This window comes from Alcaligenes sp. (genome assembly GCF_050255915.1).
Classification (GTDB): Bacteria; Pseudomonadota; Gammaproteobacteria; order Burkholderiales; family Burkholderiaceae_B; genus Alcaligenes; species Alcaligenes aquatilis.
In genome coordinates, this window is sequence record NZ_JBFWIQ010000002.1 from 294,523 (window position 1) to 315,445 (window position 20,923).

General features: G+C 58.0%; 18 protein-coding genes. 6 read left to right on the forward strand and 12 right to left on the reverse strand.

Translation table 11 applies throughout. The annotated features are described in order from the left end of the window. Positions 1-56: 56 nt before the first annotated feature. From AB7E06_RS03555 to AB7E06_RS03570, 4 genes are all read right to left on the reverse strand, one after another. Positions 57-1,238 carry an acetyl-CoA C-acyltransferase gene (locus AB7E06_RS03555; RefSeq protein ID WP_108727065.1) on the reverse strand — a complete coding sequence of 394 codons (1,182 nt, stop codon included), beginning with the start codon at positions 1,236-1,238 and terminating at the stop codon, positions 57-59. Continuing rightward, on the reverse strand, positions 1,231-3,099 hold the full coding sequence (gene aceK, locus AB7E06_RS03560) for a bifunctional isocitrate dehydrogenase kinase/phosphatase (RefSeq protein WP_094195237.1): 1,869 nt from the start codon (positions 3,097-3,099) through the stop codon (positions 1,231-1,233). Before aceK ends, AB7E06_RS03555 begins: the two co-directional genes overlap by 8 nt. A 12-nt stretch (positions 3,100-3,111) precedes the next feature. Then, positions 3,112-4,290 carry an isovaleryl-CoA dehydrogenase gene (locus AB7E06_RS03565; RefSeq protein ID WP_094195238.1) on the reverse strand — a complete coding sequence of 393 codons (1,179 nt, stop codon included), beginning with the start codon at positions 4,288-4,290 and terminating at the stop codon, positions 3,112-3,114. A gap of 81 nt (positions 4,291-4,371) precedes the next feature. After that, entirely contained in the window at positions 4,372-4,764 is a 393-nt protein-coding gene (locus AB7E06_RS03570; RefSeq protein WP_094195239.1) for a MerR family transcriptional regulator, read from the reverse strand. Between the two features lie 116 nt (positions 4,765-4,880). Between AB7E06_RS03570 and AB7E06_RS03575 the strand changes: the two genes are divergently transcribed. Further along, positions 4,881-5,957 (forward strand): MBL fold metallo-hydrolase, encoded by a 1,077-nt coding sequence (locus AB7E06_RS03575; protein ID WP_427955143.1) that lies wholly within the window; start codon positions 4,881-4,883, stop codon positions 5,955-5,957. Between the two features lie 113 nt (positions 5,958-6,070). Next, a complete protein-coding gene (metC, locus tag AB7E06_RS03580; protein WP_108727069.1) occupies positions 6,071-7,267 on the forward strand; it encodes a cystathionine beta-lyase in 1,197 nt (398 codons plus the stop codon). Between the two features lie 226 nt (positions 7,268-7,493). On the opposite strand, the gene AB7E06_RS03585 is transcribed toward metC, so the two are convergent. The 4 genes from AB7E06_RS03585 to AB7E06_RS03600 all read right to left on the reverse strand — a co-directional run bounded on the left by AB7E06_RS03585 (position 7,494) and on the right by AB7E06_RS03600 (position 14,527). Then, complete coding sequence (locus tag AB7E06_RS03585) at positions 7,494-8,135, reverse strand: thiol:disulfide interchange protein DsbA/DsbL (RefSeq protein WP_094195242.1); 642 nt, start codon at positions 8,133-8,135, stop codon at positions 7,494-7,496. An 89-nt stretch (positions 8,136-8,224) separates the two neighbouring features. After that, positions 8,225-8,968: an SPOR domain-containing protein gene (locus AB7E06_RS03590; RefSeq protein ID WP_427955148.1), complete on the reverse strand. Its 744-nt coding sequence runs from the start codon at positions 8,966-8,968 to the stop codon at positions 8,225-8,227. Between the two features lie 14 nt (positions 8,969-8,982). Then, the gene (gene argS, locus AB7E06_RS03595) at positions 8,983-10,668 is read right to left on the reverse strand and encodes an arginine--tRNA ligase (RefSeq protein WP_094195244.1); all 1,686 of its coding nucleotides are present in this window, start codon (positions 10,666-10,668) and stop codon (positions 8,983-8,985) included. Positions 10,669-10,798: 130 nt separating this feature from the next. After that, positions 10,799-14,527: a phospholipase effector Tle1 domain-containing protein gene (locus tag AB7E06_RS03600; protein ID WP_427955153.1), complete on the reverse strand. Its 3,729-nt coding sequence runs from the start codon at positions 14,525-14,527 to the stop codon at positions 10,799-10,801. Between the two features lie 97 nt (positions 14,528-14,624). Between AB7E06_RS03600 and AB7E06_RS03605 the strand changes: the two genes are divergently transcribed. The 3 genes from AB7E06_RS03605 (at position 14,625) to AB7E06_RS03615 (ending at position 16,509) form a co-directional block, all read left to right on the forward strand. Continuing rightward, positions 14,625-14,972 (forward strand): DUF1840 domain-containing protein, encoded by a 348-nt coding sequence (locus tag AB7E06_RS03605; RefSeq protein ID WP_094195246.1) that lies wholly within the window; start codon positions 14,625-14,627, stop codon positions 14,970-14,972. 86 nt (positions 14,973-15,058) lie between these two features. Next, positions 15,059-15,379 (forward strand): hypothetical protein, encoded by a 321-nt coding sequence (locus tag AB7E06_RS03610; protein ID WP_094195247.1) that lies wholly within the window; start codon positions 15,059-15,061, stop codon positions 15,377-15,379. 365 nt (positions 15,380-15,744) lie between these two features. After that, positions 15,745-16,509, forward strand: a complete 765-nt coding sequence (locus AB7E06_RS03615; RefSeq protein ID WP_427955157.1) for a YwqG family protein — start codon at positions 15,745-15,747, stop codon at positions 16,507-16,509. Between the two features lie 11 nt (positions 16,510-16,520). Here the strand turns inward: AB7E06_RS03615 and AB7E06_RS03620 are convergent, their stop codons facing one another. From AB7E06_RS03620 to AB7E06_RS03635, 4 genes are all read right to left on the reverse strand, one after another. Continuing rightward, a complete protein-coding gene (locus AB7E06_RS03620; RefSeq protein ID WP_427955160.1) occupies positions 16,521-16,727 on the reverse strand; it encodes a hypothetical protein in 207 nt (68 codons plus the stop codon). 145 nt (positions 16,728-16,872) lie between these two features. Next, positions 16,873-18,567: a 2-isopropylmalate synthase gene (gene leuA, locus AB7E06_RS03625; protein ID WP_203226763.1), complete on the reverse strand. Its 1,695-nt coding sequence runs from the start codon at positions 18,565-18,567 to the stop codon at positions 16,873-16,875. Positions 18,568-18,705: 138 nt separating this feature from the next. Further along, a complete protein-coding gene (locus AB7E06_RS03630) occupies positions 18,706-18,858 on the reverse strand; it encodes a hypothetical protein (RefSeq protein ID WP_159063885.1) in 153 nt (50 codons plus the stop codon). A 39-nt stretch (positions 18,859-18,897) separates the two neighbouring features. Then, positions 18,898-19,452, reverse strand: a complete 555-nt coding sequence (locus tag AB7E06_RS03635; protein WP_094195249.1) for a hypothetical protein — start codon at positions 19,450-19,452, stop codon at positions 18,898-18,900. Positions 19,453-19,468: 16 nt separating this feature from the next. Between AB7E06_RS03635 and rpoN the strand changes: the two genes are divergently transcribed. Then, positions 19,469-20,854 (forward strand): RNA polymerase factor sigma-54, encoded by a 1,386-nt coding sequence (rpoN, locus tag AB7E06_RS03640; RefSeq protein ID WP_427955164.1) that lies wholly within the window; start codon positions 19,469-19,471, stop codon positions 20,852-20,854. Positions 20,855-20,923 lie beyond the last annotated feature (69 nt).

Below are 20,923 nucleotides of genomic sequence, written 5' to 3' on the forward strand. Positions count from 1 at the left end.
GAACAGAGAAAAGCCCATAAAATCAGCCGGGCCGCAGCCCGGCTGATGAGCTTGCTTTAAACCAGCTCGACGGCCAGGGCGACCGCTTCGCCACCGCCAATGCACAGCGAAGCAATACCACGCTTGCCGCCGGTCTTGCGCAGGGCGCCGATCAAGGTCGCCAAAAGGCGAGCACCCGATGCACCGATGGGGTGGCCCAGGGCCGTGGCGCCACCGTGGATGTTGACCTTGTCATGCGGGATGTTCAGCTCTTTCATGGCGGCCATGGTGACCACGGCAAAGGCTTCGTTGATCTCGAACAGGTCCACATCGGCCACGCTCCAGCCGGTTTTATCCAGCAGCTTCTGGATAGCGGCCACCGGTGCGGTGGTGAACCAGGCGGGTTCCTGAGCGTGCTGGGTGTGAGCCACAATGCGGGCCAGCGGTGTTGCGCCCAGTTCTTTGGCCTTGTCTTCAGTGGTGATCACCATGGCGGCGGCGCCGTCCGAAATGGACGAGGCGTTGGCAGCGGTAACCGTGCCGTCTTTCTTGAAAGCGGGACGCAGCGTGGGGATCTTCTCGGGCATGGCTTTGGCAGGGGCTTCGTCCTTGGCAATGACGACATCACCCTTGCGACCCGCAATGGTCACGGGCGCAATTTCCCATTCAAAGCTGCCGTCATCGCTGGCTTGGCGAGCGCGGCGCAGCGATTCCAGCGCGTAAGCGTCTTGCTCTTCGCGGCTGAATTCGTATTTGCTGGCGCAGTCTTCGGCAAACACGCCCATGGCGGTGCCACGGCTGTAGGCATCTTCCAGACCGTCCATGGCCATGTGGTCATAGACGGTGGAATGGCCGTAGCGGTAGCCCTGGCGGCCTTTAAGCAGCAGATAAGGGGCGTTGCTCATGCTTTCCTGACCGCCAGCCACCACCACGTCCACACTGCCTGCTTTGAGCAGATCGTGGGCAAACATAGCGGCTTTCAGACCGGAACCGCACACTTTGTGAATGGTGGTGCAAGCCACACCCTGGGGTAGACCGGCGCCCAAGGCAGCCTGGCGCGCGGGGGCCTGGCCCTGACCGGCTTGCAGCACATTACCCATGATCACTTCATCGACCTTGTCGGCCGGAATGCCCGAACGCTCCATGGCCGCCTTGATGGCGACGGCGCCCAGTTCGTGGGCGGCCAGATCGGACAGGCTACCCATCATGCCGCCCATAGGGGTGCGGGCGATCGAGACGATGACAACGGAATTAGTCATGAAAGACTCCTGGTTGCAAAGAGGAGACCGGCGCGCGTTTGGCAAACTCGTGCAGCTGCCGATCTTTGTTGTACGGAAAAATATTTTCGATCCGACCTTGTGTTACCCGCAAGCGACATTGGGACCACCACTCAGGTTCGAGCAGTTCGGCATGGTGGGCCATGAAGGCTTTGCGAATGCGTGGGTCGGTTAGTAGAAAGTAGCCGAATTCTTCAGGAAATACATCGTTCGGGCCGATCGGATACCAGGGTTCGCTGGCCATTTCGGCTTCTTCGTTCGGTGCGGGTGGAATGGCGCGAAAGTTCATCTCGCGCATGTGCTGGATTTCGTCGTAGTCATAGAAGACGACGCGGCCCAGGCGGGTTACACCAAAGTTCTTGAACAGCATATCGCCTGGGAAAATGTCGGCAGCAGCCAGCTCGCGGATTGCTTTGCCGTACTGGTCGACAGCGGCATTGAGGGCGGGGTCGCTGGCCTTGTTCAGATACAGATTCAGCGGGGTCATGCGTCGTTCAATGTAGACGTGACGCAGCAAGATGGTGTCCTCGGACTCTTCCAGCAGGCTGGGCACTTCGCGGCGCAGTTCTTCCAGCAAGGCGTCGGAAAAGCGCGCCTTGGGTAAGGCAACCTGGGCGTAATCCCAGGTGTCGGCCATGCGTCCGACACGATCATGCTTTTTGACCAACTGGTATTTGCTGCGTACCGTGGCATGGTCCATGCCCTGCTTTTGAATACGGTCGCGGATCAGTTTGAACACATAGGGGTAGGACGGCAAGGTAAATACCGTCATCACCATACCGGCAATACCGGGAGCCAGATCAAAGTGATCGTGCGAGTGCGACAGGTGATGCAGAAAGTCGCGGTAGAACAGGGTCTTGCCCTGCTTTTGCAGACCGATGGCGGTGTATAGCTCGGCCTTGGGTTTGCGCGGCAGCAGGCTGGACAGGAAGTCCACATAGGCCGACGGCGCTTCCATATCGACCAGGAAATAGGCGCGCGTAAAGCTGAACAGCGTGGACAGGTCGTCCGTGGTGTGCAACAAGGCGTCTATATACAAGTGTCCCGAGGGGCGATGCAAAATGGCCAGGGAGAACGGTAGCACTTCGCCCTGGTTGATCAGTCGGCCCACCACATAGGCACCCTTGTTGCGAAAGAACAGGGAGTTCAGCACCTGAATCTGGCAGTCCGAGCCAATGCGCGAGCCATAGCCGCGCGGCAGACGGCGGCATAGTTGACGCACGGCCATGCGGGCCAAGGTGCGTACATCGCGCGGCAGGTCGGCAAAGGGGGCAGCCAGACCGAAGTCGGCCAGCATACTGGTCAGACTGGCTTCCAGACCCTCTTGGGTGGGGTAATAGACGCGATATGAAGGCAGTGCGCCGTCCAGGTAATCCGTGGCAACGGCTGGGCGCACGAAAATGAATTCGTTGCGAAAGTAGTGCCGGTGCAGCACGCGGCAGGAGACGGAGTTGAAGAAGGTCTCCGCACATTCGGGCTGACGGTGGCCCGAGAGCAAACGCACAAATTCAGCTTTGGCCTGCAACCACAATTGCTGCTGGGCATCGTCCAGATGGGCCGGATCGGATGGCGTAGGTTGATGCAGACGCAGGCTCTGGCTAAGCATGGCCGCGCATTCGCGCACCCGTGTCGCGTAGTACTCGATACGTTCGCGCGAGAGCTGCTGAATGCCATGCCAGTCGCCCGATTCGTACAAAGACTTGGCGCGCTGGGCGCTGTAGCGAAACAGTGCATAGTGGCGATTGAAACCATTGAGCATGGTCTGGGCCACCTGGATAGCGGTCATCCCCGGTTTCTGAACCGGGGTGATGACAGTCGTTTCGCCAAAGTCAGGGTTGGACATGCCTGTGCCTTTTTAGGCGGTTTCGGCGAACAATTCGCGACCGATCAGCATGCGGCGGATTTCGCTGGTGCCCGCGCCGATCTCGTACAGTTTGGCATCGCGCCACAGACGGCCTGTGGGAAACTCGTTGATGTAGCCGTTGCCGCCCAGAATCTGGATGCCTTCACCGGCCATCCAGGTGGCTTTTTCCGCGCTGTAAAGAATCGCGGCAGCGCAGTCTTTACGCACGGAACGCACGTGGCCGGCACCCAGACGATCCAGGTTCTTGCCCACGGCATAGCACAGGGCGCGGCTGGCTTGCAGGGTGGTGTACATATCGGCCATCTTGCCCTGAATCAGCTGAAATTCGCCAATGGCCTGGCCGAACTGCTTGCGATCGTGAATGTAGGGAATCACGACGTCCATGACGGCTTGCATGATGCCCAGTGGACCACCGGCCAGGACGGCACGTTCGTAGTCCAGGCCGGACATCAGTACTTTGACGCCACCATTGAGCTGGCCCAGTACGTTTTCTTCCGGTACTTCGCAGTCCTGGAACACCAGTTCACCCGTGTGGCTGCCGCGCATGCCTAGCTTGTCCAGCTTTTGGGCAACGGAGAAACCAGCAAAATCTTTTTCGATCAGAAAGGCGGTAATGCCGCGCGCACCGGCTTGCGGATCCGTCTTGGCGTACACCACCAGGGTGTCGGCGTCCGGGCCGTTGGTAATCCACATTTTGGAGCCATTGAGTACGTAGCGATCGCCCTTCTTTTCGGCGCGCAACTTCATGCTGACGACGTCCGAACCGGCACCGGGCTCACTCATGGCCAGGGCACCGACATGCTCGCCGCTGATCAGCTTGGGCAGGTATTTCTGCTTCTGGGCCTCTGTCCCGTTGCGGTTGATCTGGTTCACGCAGAGATTGGAGTGCGCGCCATAGGACAGGGCCACCGAGGCGCTGGCACGCGAGATTTCTTCCATCGCGATCATGTGGGCCAGATAGCCCAGGTTGGCACCACCGTATTCTTCGCTGACGGTCATGCCCAGCAAACCCATCTCACCGAACTTCTTCCACAAGTGCATGGGGAACTGGTCATCGTGATCCAGTTGAGCCGCTAAGGGGGCAATTTCGGCCTGGGAGAAGTCGGCGACAGCGTCGCGCAGCATGTCCAGGTCGGAGCCAAGATCGAAATTCAGGCCGGGCAGGCTCATGAGACACTCCGTGGAAATAAATGGGTTGTGGAATCGTATTTATATTACGTTTACGTAAACGTCATATATATGGGTTTTCCCTTATCGGGACTCCAGCTTCAATTGTTCGCTCATGGTGTGACAGATATCGAGCTGATCCTGAATTTCCTGCAGGGTCTGGTCCAGATCCTGCCGTTGTCGCTCCAGACGCAGGCGGTGCTCGGTCAGGACCTCCTGATAATGCTTAAGCTGGGAGGCGGTGTCCATCGGGGATTCATACATATTGATCAGTCGCAGAATCTCCGATAACTGCAGTCCCAGCCTTTTGCCGCGCAGGGCCAGTTTCAGGCGGGCGCGATCACGGGGCTGATAAATGCGCTGTGTACCTTGACGCAGCGGGCTCAAGATTCCTTGATCTTCATAGAAGCGCAGGGTGCGAGGCGTGATGCCAAACTCGTGCGCCAGATCCGATATTGTCCAGGTTGTCGTTGTCATTTTTAGTGTGATTTACGTAAACGTAAACTATCATGCCATAGAGCCGGGGTGCGAACCAGGGCCTTTTAGTATGGACAGCCCTTACGCCCTACAAGAGCCATTCTATTGGAGCGAGCATGAATCCTAACGAACAAAAATTGAATTATCCCTGGGCAGATACCCTGCCCCCAGCGGGCGGCAGCCTGGAAGTGGCGCCGGGGGTGCGTTGGCTGCGCATGCCTTTGCCCTTTGCGCTGGATCACATCAATCTGTGGTTATTGCGCGACCAGATCGACGGGCGCGAGGGCTGGACGATTGTGGACTGTGGCGTGGCCCGCCCCGAAGTACTCGAGCTGTGGGAACAGGTTTTTAACAATGAGCTTCAAGGCTTGCCCGTTCTGCGCGTGATCGTCACTCACATGCACCCGGATCACATCGGTTTGGCGGACTGGTTGTGCCAGCGCTGGAATGCGCCGCTGTGGATCAGCATGACGGACTACGCAATTGCCAAGCTGTGGTCGGGTACAGGTGGACGCCAGACGGGTGCGCAAGCCGGTGGCCCGAATGGCGCGGCCGCAGAAGCGCACTTTGTCCGTCATGGCCTGCAGGACGAGAAAGCCCGTGAGCAGATTCGCAGCCGTGGGGATTACTACCCGTCCATGGTGCCTTCGGTGCCCGAGCGTTTTGTACGCTTGATGGATGGTCAGCGTGTGGTGATTGCCGGTCGCCCCTGGCGTTTGATCGTGGGCTATGGCCATGCTCCCGAGCATATGTCTTTGTATTGTGAAGAACTGAAGGTGTTGATCTCTGGTGACATGCTCTTGCCGCGTATCTCCACCAATGTCAGCGTGTTCGATACCGAGCCCTTTGCCAATCCTTTGCCTTTGTACCTGAACTCGTTGCTGTCCTATCAGGATCTGGCCCCGGACACCCTGGTGCTGCCTTCGCACGGCAAGCCTTTCCGTGGCATGCACGAACGTATCCGTCAGCAGCAGGAGCATCACGCCGAGCGTCTGGAAGAAGTACTGCAAGCCTGCTCCCAGCCTTGTACGGCCGCTGACATTTTGCCCGTGCTGTTCCACCGCAAGCTGGACTCGCACCAGATGACCTTTGCCATGGGCGAGGCCATTGCCCACCTGCACGCCTTGTATTTTGATGATCGTTTGCGTCGCGAGATGGGCGAGGATGGGGTTTACCGTTTTCAGCGTATCTGAATACCGGAGCGCCTCTTAATAAGAGGGGGCAATATAGCGACTGTCGGCATAGGGTACCGGGCCTGCTGGCCTGTGGTAGCGTAGAGCTTTTCTTGCTACCGCCTGCCGACACTATGAGCTCTGATCTCGCCCTGGATACTGCCCTGCAACACACGGGTCTGGCCCCGTTCGATCCGCATACGGATGCCGCGCCAGTGGCCGTGCCCATCATGCGCACCAGTACGGTGCGCTTTCGTAATCTGGATGCTCTGGATCGGGCTCAGGCTGACAAGGCAGATCCTGAAAAACGTTCGGTCACTTACGGGCGCTCGGGTATGGATACCCATGCCGCGCTGGAGCAGGTGTTCTGTCAGTTGGAGTCTGCCACCCAGGCCTTGCTGGCGCCGTCGGGTATGGCGGCCATTACCTTGGGTTTGTTGGCCTTGCTGGATTCGGGCGATCACGTGCTGATTGCCGACAGTGCTTACGGCCCGGTGCGCTATCTGGAAAAGACCGTGCTGCGTCGCATGGGCATACAGGCTACCTTCTGCGCCCCGACCCCCGAGGAGATGGCCCGTCATTTGCAGGACAACACTCGCATGGTGTACGTGGAGTCACCGGGTTCCTTGCTGATGCAGATGCTGGATATGCCCGCCCTGGCGGAGTTTGGCCGCCAGCACAATTTGCTGCTGGTTACCGACAACACCTGGGGCTCGGGCTATATCTACCGTCCCTTGGAGTTGGGCTTTGATGTGTCCATCGTAGCTGGGACCAAGTATGTGGCAGGCCACTCTGACTTGATGTTGGGGGCAGTCATGTCCACCGACCCTGCCATTAACAAACGCCTGCACGATAACCATTATGCGCTGGGCTTTTCCATCAGTGCGGACGATGCCTGGTTGGCCTTGCGTGGTGCACGTACCCTGCCCATCCGTATGCGTGAAAGCGCCGCCAATGCGCTGGCCGTGTGTCAGTTTCTGGATAGCCGCCCTGAAGTTAGCCGTATTTATCACCCGGCTTGGCCTCAAGATCCGGGCCATGCTTTGTGGCAACGCGACTGCACCGGCTCTAATGGCATGTTGTCGGTGCAACTGCGACTGAACAATGCGCAGGCTCGTGTGTTTGTGGATGCCCTGACGCTGTTTGGTATCGGCTTTTCCTGGGGTGGCTTTGAAAGCCTGGTGCAACTGGTGGATACCGCATTTTTAAGCGGCCACAGCTATTGGCAAGAAAGCCAGGACAGCCTGGTGCGCCTGCATATCGGCCTGGAATCGACCAAGGATTTATGTGCAGACTTGGCACAGGCTTTTGAAAAGGCGGCGCAGGCTTAGGCCTTTAACTGACTGCTCTAGCCAGGGACGCACCCTGGCTTTAATAACTGGCTCAGACTTGCAATGACGTTGGAATCCCGTACCTTCTTGTAAGCCGCTGTTATCGAATGACTGACGAGCTATCGGCAGCTAATAGATCACAGATATAGAAACACCAAGGGCCCTCAAAACCGGAACGAATCCAGTCTTGAGGGCCCTTGGCCGTATGGCTCAGCCAGAGCGCCAATTAGCGATTGGTGACCATTTTCAGCAGCTCTTGAGCCTTGCTGATGCTTTCGTCGTAGCCATTGGCCAGTGCCGGCGAAGTCACGAACTTGCCGCCCACAGCCAGACTAGGTGTGCCCTGGATCTGGTAGGTGTTGGACAGTTCGTTGGCTTTATTGGCCTTGGTCTGTACGCCAAAGGAGTTGAAGGTCTGCTCGAAACGAGCCTTGTCTACGCCTTGTTTGGCAGCCCAGGCCGTGATGGTCTTGGCATCAAAAATGCGCTCACGCTTTTGATGAATGGCTTCAAACACCTTGGGGTGCAGGTCCAGACGGTCCATGGCTTCCAGGGTGTAGTACAGCTTTTGCAGATCGGTCATGCCGGCATTGAAGGCGACAGGCACACGGCGCAGCACGACATTGTCTGGCAGGGTCTTGGCCCAGGTTTCGACCTTGGGTTCCAGGATGGCGCAGTGTGGGCAGCTGTAGGAGAAAAACTCCAGCACTTCGGTTTTACCGACGCTGTCCGAGGGCTGAGCCGCAGGCAGGGTGACGTAGCCCTGGTTGGCTTGTTGAGCCAGCGCGCTGGTGGCGGGCAACAAAGTCGCCCCAGCCAACAGACTGGCACCGACCAGGGATCGTACAAACAATGCGTTCAGCTTCATGAATCAATTTCCTTAAGGGGGAAGATGAGGTCTATGACCTGTGCAATGGCGGAAAAGTTCACCTTGGGCCTACCCAGGGTGCAACTTGTTCAGGGCCGTACCACCGAGCTATCAATTTTTTCCTCGGCCAGACGGCTGCGAGCCCGGTTCATTTCGTCTATGCCCTTGAAGGGACCCAGGCGTACCCGGTTCACCGTGCCGCCATTGACCTGGGCACTTTGTACCGAGGCATTAAAACCCAACATCAACAAGCGGGCTTTCATGGCTTCGGCATCCGCATTGTTGCGAAATGCACCTGCTTGCAGGTAGTAGGGGGTGGATGTGGTGGCTGGCTTGGCGGGCGCCGGGGGCGCAGCAGGTGTCGGTGTAGCCGGTTTGCTGGCGGCCGGTGCCGGAGTGCTTGGTGCAGCAGGTGTTGTGGCTGGTGGTGTTACGGCAGGAGCGGTAGTGCGAGTCTCTGGCTGACGGGCTGGTTCCGTACCCATGGCAGGCAGGGTGGCAATCAAATCACCCAAGGCATCCGGAGCGGCAGGCTTGGAAGAGATGCTGGGCAAATTGGCCGGTGGCAAGGTCAATCCGGGGATGGTGTCGCCCGGCGCAGGCGTCTGCCCGCTGGAGCTGCCATACAGACCCCGGTTCGGGTCCAGCAAGTCTCGCCCTTCAGGCAAGGCAACGGTTGGTTTGTCCCGGCTGGCCTTGTCCACAAAGGGCATGGGTACTTTGGTGACAAACAGGGCAACGGCCACCGCCGCGCCCAGACCCAGAATCAGGCCAATCAGAATGCCGGTATAGGTACCGCCGGAACTACTGGATTTTTTACGTGCTCTTGCCATATCTGCCTATGGGTTTACATACGTTCGGGTGCGGACACACCCAGCAGGTTCAGACCATTACGAATGACCTGGGCGCAGGCCTGGGCCAGGCGCAGACGGGCCAGACGCAAGGCCGTGTCGTCGACCGACACGCGCTCGGCGTTGTACCAGGAGTGGAAGTCTGCAGCGCAGTCGCGTAGCCAGAAAGCAATGTGGTGAGGGGCCAGTTCGCGAGCGGATTGGGCCAGCACATTGGGGTATTCGGACAGGCGTTGCATCAGAGCGATCTCGGTGGGGGCGGTCAAAGGCGTGATGTCGGCCTGAGGCACTTGATCCAACAGTTCTGCCGACTGGTTCAACACGGAGTTGATACGGGCATGTGCGTACTGGATGTAGTAAACCGGGTTTTCTTCGCTCTTGGACAGGGCCAGATCGATATCGAATACGAATTCGGAGTCGGCACGGCGCTGGATCAGGAAAAAGCGCACGGCGTCCTGGCCTACCCATTCGATCAGGTCACGCAAGGTGACGTAGCTGCCTGCGCGTTTGGAGATTTTCACCTCCTGGCCATTGCGCATGACTTTGACCATCTTGTGCAGGATGTAGGCCGGAAATTCCTTGGGGATACCCAGGCCCAGACCTTGCAGACCAGCGCGTACACGGGCAATGGTGCCGTGGTGGTCGGAGCCCTGAATATTGATGGCGTGGTGGAAGCCGCGCTCCCACTTGGCCACGTGATAGGCCACGTCCGGCACGAAGTAGGTGTAGCCGCCTTCGGATTTGCGCATCACGCGGTCTTTGTCGTCGCCTGTGCCCAGTTCCGTGGTGCGCAGCCACAGCGCGCCGTCCAGCTCGTAGGTGTGACCGGCGTCGATCAGGGCCTGCACGGTTTTTTCAACCTTGCCGGAGGTGTACAGCGAGCTTTCCAGGTAGAAGTTGTCGAACTTCAGGCCGAAAGCCTGCAAGTCCAGATCCTGTTCGCGGCGCAGGTAGGCCACGGCGAAGCGGCGGATGTCTTCCAGATTGTCCAGATCACCACTGGCGGTGACAGAGGCGCCATCGGCAGCCTGAACGGTTGCACCAGCCTGATAGTCGCGGGCGATATCCAGAATGTAGTCGCCCTTGTAGCCGTCAGCGGGGAATTGCTCGCTGTCGGGCTCGATGCCACGAGCACGGGCATGCACGCTGGTGGTCAGGTTGTCGATCTGGTTACCGGCGTCGTTGTAGTAGAACTCGCGGGTAACGTCGTAGCCTTGCGAGCTGAATACGCGGCACAGGGAGTCGCCCAGCGCCGCTTGGCGGGCGTGACCCACGTGCAAGGGGCCGGTCGGGTTGGCCGACACGAACTCCACCATCAGTTTTTCCTGGGTAGGAGCAACGTGGCCAAAGTTATCGCCTTGCTCGGCAATAGTCTTCAGGACGGCCTGATGGGTGGCCGTGGACAGACGAAAGTTGATAAAGCCCGGGCCGGCAATTTCCGCGCCTGCCAGCAAAGCAGCGGCGTTCGGATCGGCCAACAGGGTATCGACGATTTGCTGAGCCAACTCGCGCGGGTTACGACCGGCGGGTTTAGCCAATTGCATGGCAATATTGCAGGCGGCATCACCGTGCGCAGCCACTTTGGGGCGCTCCAGCGTGATGTTGGGTTCAGCCTGGGGCAAGATGGCACGGACGGCAGCCTGTAGGCAGGCGATTAATTGAGATTGTTGCTCAGCAAGCATAGGAAAGGTCTGGATTGGTAGAAAGACAACTGGGGCGAGTTGATCTCGCCTCAGATGGAAGGCGCGACATTGGCCCGCCGGATAGCCCCACATGATAGCGTGATTTGACGCCAAATTCTTTTCAAGCACCCTAGCGTTCCCATCCCAGGTGGTTATGTAGCCACGCATCGTAAGCATCCATGTCTACCCAGCCTACTTGATTGTCACCGCGCAGGCGCCAGTCATTAAAGCGTGTGATCAGGTTTTCCAGGGTGTTGCGCACCTGTCGGCCCAAGGCTGGGTGCGAGTCCTGATACAGCAGATCCTGACCCTGGCCGTGGTAGTCAACGCGGCGTACTCCCTGTGTGCTCAGACGCAGTCCGGGTGTACGCATGTCCTGCAAGATGGGATGCCTGATCTGCAGATCGGTTTGAGGCAGTTCGGCCAGCGTCAAGCCGGCGGCGGTGGCTTGCCAGTGCATCCAGGCCAGGGCCACTTTGTCCAGGTCGCTGATGCTGTTGTCATCGGGCAGTACACCACCACCTATCTGGCTATGAGCGCCGATAAAAGGCATTTCCACTGTGTTCATGGCCTGGGCCAAGCCGCTTAAGGGAAAGAGCACGCGGTGTTCGTGCATTGCTACGGCGTGGGCCACCCAATTCCAGGCTTGCGAGACGCCCAATCGGTATTGAGAGTTGCTCCAGCCGCCCAGCCCAAATTGCGCCACCGTATCGAAAAGCCCTAGAAAGCGGGGGGTGATGCAGGCCCGGATGGCCCCACGCTGTGGATCATTCAGCACAAACCAGCCTTGTTGGGTGTAGTCCATAATGCGATTGGAAAAGTCCCTGGCCAGCGCTGCTCCCCGTGAAAAACCCAGCAAGTCCACCGGTACGGCGCGAGCTGCGGGCCCCTGCTCCTGCATGCGGTTCAGAAAGCGGTTCCATTGCGCCTCCAGAATGCGACCTGCTCGCCACGCCGTCAGCGCATCCAGATCCGTGCTCACAGGATTGCCGGGACCCTCGCTGTAATGCACCGCCCCATCCTGATACAACTGCGACAGTTTCCAGACATTGCTGTTGGTGATGGGGGCTTGCCGTGTGCCATCAAACGCGAACAGCAGCAGGCCGGTGGGATCAATATGGCGCAAGGGCTGTTGCTGGGCATAGCCCACTGCCTGGGTGTGCGGCCACGGGCCCAACGGGTCCGCTTCCAGATAGTGACCGCGATCGGGGAGATAGGTACGCAGCAGATTGTCGTGCCAGCCGGTAGCGGACTCTGCATACTGCCCCGGCAGGCGTAAGTTGAATTCCAGCGTTTCGAGTAAAGGCTCGGCCTTTCCCAACGGGTTCAGATCTGTGGCCCAGATTGGCCGGGCTTGGTGATCGCTAATCAGTCGGACGGCGCCCATCAAATCACTATGCAGGTAGTACAACTGCTCTTGCCCATCTGGTTGATAAACAATCATCCCTACGGGCGTCAGCCCGGCATACAGATAGCGCCGGGAAATGAGCTGGCCGGGCGCAGCGGCTAAATCCAGTTCAGCCATTAATTGCTGGCCGTGAAAGAAGAAAGCGCGCTCCTGATTGCCTTGCTTGCGCCAGATGCGCTGGCCAAAGGCATCGTGCCGGTACTCGACCAGGGTGGAGTTGGCCGTGTGCACGCGCCGTAAGCGACGGTTGGGGCCGTAGTCCAGATTCAAGGCTCCGACGGCTTTCGCCGTGCCGGTGGAGGAACGCTGAATGGAAGCGGCTGGCTTCGGGTAGCGCGCAGCAAGTGCGCCGCTGTGGCTCCAGGCCAGCCATTGTTCTGATTCTGTCTTGCCCTGACGCAAGGCAATCATCCGGTTCTGGGTGTCGTAGTGCAAAAACCAATGGCGTATTTGCTGTAGCAGCGGGTAGTCGTGGCGGTCCTCCAGTACATTTCCTTGTGCATCCAGGCGGCGGGTTTGTGTCCAGACAGGTTTGCCATCCGGCTGCAAAAGCATTGCATCCACAGCTTGACCAGTGCTGTTCGCATGGCTGATCAGTTGAAGGCCATTGCCCCAGGCGTAGCCCACCTCTTGTGCGTGGATGACAGTCTGGATTTGCCCGGTTTGCTGGACCCATTCCAGAGACTGTAGACGTCCATGAGCATCCCAGCGGTAGCGTAGTTGTCCGCCTTCCGGCAGTGAGTGCAGCGTCAGCCTACGCTGCTCGTCATACTCAAAGCGATCGGTCCAGTTTTTTCCAGGGCTATGGCTACGCTCCAGGCGACGTTCTTGTAATAAACCCGATCGTAACTTCAGCCATTGTGTTTCCGTGGGGTGACGAATACGTAGCGCGCCAGGCCCCAACCAGTCCAGTTCACTGCGTTCAACTTCATGGCCTTGTTGGTGTTCAAGACGGCTCAAGCGCCCCTGCTGATCGTAGTGAATCTGAAGCGAGCCTTCTTCTGCGTAGTCAATGCGCGTCAGCTTGCCATCCGGGCTCCAGTAGCGGGCTTCGCTTCCATGCTGGCTGGACGCCCACCGTTGCAAGCGCCCTTTTTCATCAAGCCCTAGGCTTAGCGACCCCCAGCCACCCTGCTTTTGCTCCAGCCGTGACACCGTTCCATTTGTACGGCGCTGCGCTGTCCACGGCCCAGCCTGCAACCAGCGTCCTTGCGGATCGTACTGCCATCGCGTGCTATAGGCCGGGCAGTCCTCGCACAAGCGGCTTTCCAGTTTTTGTAGCCGCTGCTGGCCTTGATAGTCGCGGTAATGGAAGCGATGTCGTTCTGTGCCGATGGACCATTCACTCAGGTTCGGCCCATAGTGTGCCGTCCAGTCCTGATTGAAGGCATGAGAGATCAGACGGCTGACTCGGCCTTGGGTGTCGTATTCCCATTGCTGTACTGACTGGGCAGCTTGTCCAGGCGCTTGCAGGCTGCTGCCGCCTAAACGATTCGACCAAGGCGCGGGGGCTGGATGGTAGAGGCGCTGCATGCCATCGGGTCGGCTGACGCCGGCCAGCCAGACTTGTTGGTCGTGCTGTTCCAGAAGCAGGCGAAACGGCCCGGCTGGGGTTTTAATACTGATGGCTGTGGCTGTGGCTGTGGCTGTGGCTGTGGCTGTGGCTGTTGGCGTGGTTGTGACCATCGCCATCGCCACTGTCGCAGTTGCTGCCGTTTCCGCTGCTCTTACCGCCGTTGTGACATTGGCTAGGGGCCTGGTTTTGGTGTGGGATTGAGCTTGTCTTGGAGTCTGAACCTGAGCTTGGTTTTGCCCTTGCCCCTGTGGCGACGCCTGCTCCTGCACTTGGCTTTGCCATTCAAACACCAGCGTTTGGCCCAAATGATTACGCACAGTCTTAACCGCATACGCCTGCGGATGCGTGCCGGGAAAGCGTTCTATATCCAGCCACTGCTGTGTCGAAACACGCACATGGATTAGCCAGCCCTGCTCGTCAAACCTCAGAATCAAGCCATTCGGGCCTTGCCAGAACCAGCCCTTACGTTGCACGTGTGCCGGTGGGTACAAGCGGGTCTGTCGTCCATCCGGCATGAACAGGGCATGTCCTTGCTGCCGCAATTGCAGGTCGTAACTCAAGGCCCAACCTGTGTGTCCCAGCGTCGGCGTAGGATTGCGCCCCCACCCATTCCAGTGACGCTGCAATTGCAGCAAAGGCCAGGCTTGGCTTAGCGGTAAGTCGGTATCGCTTTGGTATTTCTGCCCGCTCAGCAAGTCCACTGGATTGAGCAAACCCATATCGGCTGCGGGTTCGCCCTGTTCCCCTAAGGCGGCTGCTGGCGCGCAGCGGGTGGATGACGGGGGCAAGGGACATTCAAGCGAGCTTTGTGACCAGGCCAGGGATGGGCAGGTGATCAAGAGCAAGATTAGCCAAGACAGGAATGCGGCAGGCATGAAGGACTCTCCAAGACGGGGAAAATCCTGCTATCTTGCAGGGGTGTGTATCCTGAAAGTCGAATCGGAAACACAAAGATCCATAAGGAGAAACCGTATGCTAGTCGTCTTTAAAAGCAAAGCCGCCGCCGATGTGCTGATGTTCTCCGAACATGCCATGCCTATTCTCCGGGCCGCAGGGCGCTCCTACCCCGATGGTTTGCCCGAGCGTGGTGTGTTCACGGCAGAGCAATTGTCCGAAGCCATTGGCAATATTGAACGAGCGATTGGGCAAGACCGGGAAAACAAGCATTCGCCCCACGAGGACGAAGACGAGGAAAAGGAACACCCGATGTCCCAGGTCGTCAGCTTCAGCCAACGCGCCTATCCTTTGCTGGATATGTTGCGCCAGGCAAATAACACCGGCGTGCCGGTCATGTGGGAACCGGCAGATAGTTCCTGGTAGTCCCTGGAATGTCGGCCTGCCGACAATTTGGTAGGCCTTCTTTGCTTAAGCTCCAGAGTTGATCTATTTTTTTTCGGAGATCGTCTATGAGCGCTATGGTGCTTGTGATCTTTAGTCCTCGCCAGCACATAGAGCTGGTCACTCCTATACAAACCATTGATCCGGAAAGCGGCAAGCAATCGCGCGACTGGTTCGATCGCACCTGGCAAGAGCTGGGCTGTGAACCCCTGCGAGCCAGCGGCAAAGTCCTGTTGTTGGACAAAATCATGGGCGTGGCTGATGCCATGGGTTATACGATGCTGTCGCAGGACGATGAACGCGCCCAGGAATTTGCACGCCATTGCTTGCAAGCGGTGGGTTCCATGCAGGTCACCGTGGATTTGCCGGGTTTGGCGGTCACGTATTGATCAGGCCAAGGCAATGGAAAACCGGCTCTGTAGGGCCGGTTTTTTTTATGTTTTTTTGAATGCTTTTGGGCTTGTAAGGCGGTTGGTTTGCAGTTGATGCTGCCGTCACAGCCACAGCCACAGCCACAGCCACAGCCACAGCCATAGCCACCGTCACCGTCATCACCGCCGTTATTGCCGCTGCCAGCGCCACTACACGGGGCAGGTATACCTTAATCATTTGAACGGCTGTCGGCCTCGCCTTGTTCCTGCCTGAGTTCCAGTTACACAATGCATAGGCTCAGTCCCCAAGGGCTTATTACAATCCAGCAGATTCAGACTTGGCCTTAGCCGGCATAGTCAGCAACCCTGTCACCCGAAGCAATATGGATCTCAAAACGCTAGAAAAACACCTTGATGCCTCGCCGCTGCTGCAAGCGCATAAACAGTATTTCCTGGATTTGGCGCAGCCAGCGGTGGCTATCCATTTGGGTAAGGACAAGGGCCAGCCCTTGCAAAGTCGTTTTGGTGGTCAACCTATGGTGCCTCCCGGTTTTACCTGGCCCGAGCATCCTGACGGCCATTATCTGTTTGTTGGCCAGATCAACTTCGCGGAATTGCCCAAGGGGCCGGATCGCCCGGCTGATTTGCCCAGCAGCGGCCTGCTGTCACTGTTCTACGGTTTCGATGAAGACGATGCCATTTTCTGGCGTGATGAGGACTATCTCAAGGCTTACTACTGGCCAGACACCAGCGGTTTTCAGGAGATCCAGGCGCCCCACTGTTGGAGTACCCGTAGCTGGGCGCTGCAGTTTGAAAACTGCATCGACATTCCGCGTCATGAAGAACTGCGTCAGGATTGGCCAGTGCCTTTCGAGGAACTCTACGACTGGTTCGATAAGCTGGAAGAAAACGGTGATTTGCCTGGCGACTATCTGTTGGGCCGTCCTTCCTGGGACAGCCTGGCTTATGACCCTACGCCCAATCAGGTGGAGCATCCAAGTCAATCGCGCTGGCGCTCTTTGCTGACCGTACAGTCGCACGAAAAACTGCATTGGTGCTGGCAGGATGGTGCCCGTCTCATGGCTTTTATCGAGGACGATAAATTGCGGGCCAAAGACTTCAGCCGTTTGCAGGTTGACTGCGGTTAAAGGCAATCAAGCTATTGAGGGCATGGCTGGTTGCGTTGACGCGGAATAACAAAGGCTGAAGATATTTCCCCTACGCTCTGTTGCCAAACCAAACCAAACCAAACCAAACCAAACCAAACCAAACCAAACCAAACCAAGCCAAGGTGGATGTTTGCGCCATTGTTGATGCGGGTTGCATTTCGTTGCTGGGTTTGCCGCGTGTTGAGATGAGCAGTCATGCTGCGCCCACGAAAAACCCGCCTTGTGGGCGGGTTGCAGGCAGAGCGACGATAAGTCGGGCTGCGAAAGCGGGTCAGGCGCGGCCGGGATGGGCCGGGCGGGCGCTGGAGTGGGATCACCACCCCAGTCGCGACATAAAGATCGTTAGGCGGTGGTCGCTTCAGCTTCTTGCTGGGCGATGGTGTGGCGGTTAACCGCGCTCAAGATCGCCAGGAAGGAGGATGTCACGATGTCGGCGTGAACGCCCACACCAAAGCCCGATGGACTGTCACCGATACGCATTTCCACGTAAGCGGCAGCGCGGGTTTCCGCACCGGAACCAATGGCGTGTTCGTTGTAGTCCATGATCTTGATGGACATATCCAAAGCATTCACAAAGGCAGAGATCGCGCCTTCGCCCGACCCCTTCAAGGTGCGAACCTGACCGTCGTGTTCCACATCCACTTCAATCGTGAATTGCTGGCCGCTGTCGGCGTGCGGCTGGCTGATGATGTTGTGCTTGAGCAGCTTGTAGTGCTTTTTGCAGTTCAGGTATTCGGACTCGAAAATGCCGTACACATCTGCAGGTGTTACTTCCTTGCCGGAAGAATCGGTCACGCGCTGAATGGCACGGCTGAATTCGATTTGCATGCGGCGTGGCAAGACCAGACCGTGCTCTTGTTCCAGCAGGTAGGACACACCGCCCTTGCCTGACTGGCTGTTGACGCGAATAACCGCATCGTAGCTGCGGCCCAGGTCGGCCGGGTCGATTGGCAAGTAAGGCACTTCCCACAGTTCGTCGGATTTTTGCTGTGCCAAGCCTTTCTTGATGGCGTCCTGGTGGGAGCCGGAGAAGGCGGTAAACACCAAGTCGCCCGCGTAAGGATGGCGTGGGTGCACGGGCAACTGGTTGCAGTACTCGGCGGTGCGGCGCACTTCGTCGATGTCCGAGAAGTCCAGCTCAGGGTTCACACCCTGGGTGTACAGGTTCAGGGCCAAGGTCACCAGGCAGACGTTGCCGGTGCGCTCGCCGCTACCGAACAAGCAACCTTCGATACGGTCTGCGCCCGCCATCACGGCCAGTTCAGCAGCAGCCACCGCCGTACCACGGTCGTTGTGCGGGTGTACGCTCAGGGTCACGTTGCTGCGTTGCTCCAGATTGTTGTGCATCCACTCGATCTGGTCGGCGTACATATTGGGCGTGGTGGCCTCAATGGTGGCGGGCAAGTTCAAAATGACGCGCTCGTCGGTGGCTGGGTCCCAGGCTTTCACCACCGCATTACACACGTCCAGAGCGAATTCAGGCTCGGTGGTGCTGAACACTTCGGGCGAGTACTCGTAGCCCCATTGGGTTTGCGGGTACTTGGCCACTTCGCTTTTGACCAGACGTGTACCGGTCAAGGCAATTTCCTTGATCTCGTCCTTGCTCAAGTTAAAGACGACCTTGCGAAAGGCCGGCGCACATGCGTTGTACAAGTGAATGATGGCGCGTTTGGCGCCCGCAGCGGCTTCGACTGTGCGCTTGATCAGGTCTTCACGCGATTGCGTCAAGACGATGATGGTGACGTCTTCAGGGATACGGTTTTCGTCGATCAGCTTGCGAACGAAATCGAAGTCGGTCTGCGATGCGGAAGGGAAACCGACCTCGATTTCCTTGAAACCGATTTTGACGAGTTGCTCGAAAAAGCGCAGTTTGCGAGCCACGTTCATGGGCTCGATCAGGGACTGATTGCCGTCACGCAAGTCAGTGCTCATCCAGATGGGCGCTTTGGTAATGCGCTTGGACGGCCAGGTGCGCTCGGCGAAGTCGCGATCAAAGGCGACAAAAGGACGATACTTTTGAGAGGGGTTTTTCAGCATTGCCATGGGGATACCTGTCGGACAAAAAGTGTTGATTACTTCTTGCCGTCACCAGCGATTGCAGCATTTACGTAGGCCGGTGGCGGCACAAATGACGTAGATGTGGCTGAGTATTGGCTGCCGAACTGCCACAGGACACTAGGCCCGGCAACCGGACGCTAGTAGTAGCAGCTGGGATAGGATGGAGGCAGGGGCCGAGGAACGGCCTTCACGCACGGAACGCGACAAGGTTGCTTCAGCGGCGGGGCTGAAACCTTGGCAAGCGTAGGAGAGTTGGCGTGCGTGAGTCATGACCGTTAGTCAAACACAAAAGAAACAGGAAGGCAAGTGTCAGGTTTGTGGTTCTTGGCGCTCATAGTCGGCCTGTAACAGGCGGCTTTGTTGCTCGGCCAGTTCGATCTTGCCAAAGCGGCCAGCGCGCAACTCGCTATAGGCGCGTTGTAAATCACCCACAGTCAAAGGGCTGCGCTGATCGGGCCAGCACCACAAAATGACTTCACGGGCCGGACGGCTGAGCGATCGGGCCAACTGAGCCACGGTGGACTCGTCGATAATGCGTTGCTGGTTGCGTTGCATGACCCTTTGTATAAAGCCATACAAAAGATAGGCAATAATGAGCGTTATGACGCCCACTACCGTCCACCAGAAAAACGGGTTGTATTGTTTGATCAGCGCCAGGTTTTGAATGCTCAAGGCCTGCAGGCCAGAGTAATCCAGGCCACGCCCGAAGCTGATAAGACGGTTGAGAAGGTCCCACCAGATAATGGCTACTACGACAGTGATGACGGTGCAGATAATAGTGGCTGTGGCGCACAGCTTGAACAGAGTGCTACGCAGAGCCTGACTATCGTTGGCGGTGGGTGTCTGGGCGTTGTCAGTTTTCATGGAAACGATTGTACCTATGCTTACGCGTCAGTCACTAGATTTACGCCAGCAGCAAACGCTGGTTTTGACGCCGCAATTGCAACAGTCTATTAAAGTGTTGCAGCTATCGGGGGCCGAGCTGGAGCAGGAGTTGGCTCAAGCTTTGCTGGACAACCCTTTGCTGGAACGTTTGGACGTGCAGATGGATGTCGCCGCCGAGCCATTGCCCGAAGCCGCTTCGGGCGAGGCGGAATCCTCGTGGGCGAGTCTGGAGTTTCCCAAGCACCAAGGGGATTCGCATGACACTGATTGGTCCCCCGAATCGGCCATTGACCAGGACCTGGCTGCTTATCTAAGCGAGCAGTTGGGATTGTTGCGTTTGAGCGACCGTGACCGGGTCCTGGCACAGTTGTTAATCGACGAGCTGGACGATAACGGCTACCTGCCCGTCTCTTTGGACGAGGTGCTGGCCTGCCTGCCCGCTGAGCTGGATATTGATGAAAGTGATTTGCGCTGCGCGCTGGCACAGGTGCAGTCTTTGGACCCGGCCGGTGTCGGTGCGCGGGATCTGGCCGAGTGCCTGAGCTTGCAACTGATGCAACAGGCCCAGCAACTGGAGCCCGCCTTGTTTGATTGCGCCCGCTATCTGGTGCGTGAGCATGTCGGCGTTCTGGCCTCGCCCAGTCAACTGCGTCAGCGCTGTGCAGGCCTCTATCCGGCCGAGCTGGTGGAGCGGGCCCATCATTTGATCCTTAAACTGGACCCCAAGCCGGGGCGTGCCTGGACGCAGAACGTCTCGGCGTATGTCGTGCCGGACGTCTTGCTGATTCGTGGCAAGGATAGCTGGCAGGCGGCCTTGAATCCCTTGGCTGTACCGCGCCTGCAACTGGTGAACCTGCACGATTATGAAATTGAAGCGCACCCAGCCTTATTGGCAGAGCGCCAAAAAGCGACCGGCTTGCTGCGCAGCGTCAACAGTCGCTTTGTGACGATTTTGCGCGTAGCACAAGCGATCGTGCAGATGCAGCAGGATTTCTTCACGCAGGGTGTGTCGGCCTTGAAACCCATGCAGTTGGCCGATCTGGCAGCCGAGCTGGATTTGCACGAGTCCACGATTTCTCGTGCAACGCGGCAAAAGTACATGCAAACACCGCATGGGGTGATGGAGCTTAAACAGTTCTTTACCGTGGCCTTGGCCAGTGTGGATGGCAAGGCCGATATGTCCGCTGCTTCGGTGCGGGCGCAGATTGTACAGATGATTCGTGACGAGCCACCGGCCAAGCCTTTGTCGGACCAGCAGATTACCGATCTCTTGCAGGCTCAGGGCCTGACGTTGGCGCGCCGTACAGTGGCCAAATACCGGGAGGCGGAAGGTTTGGCACCGGCTTCACAGCGCAAGATGCGGGCAGCGGCGGGAGTCTAGGGCGACAGCCACAGCAGGCCCAAGATACTTGGCAAGACCTTGGAAACAATAAAAAAAACAGGGCCTGCA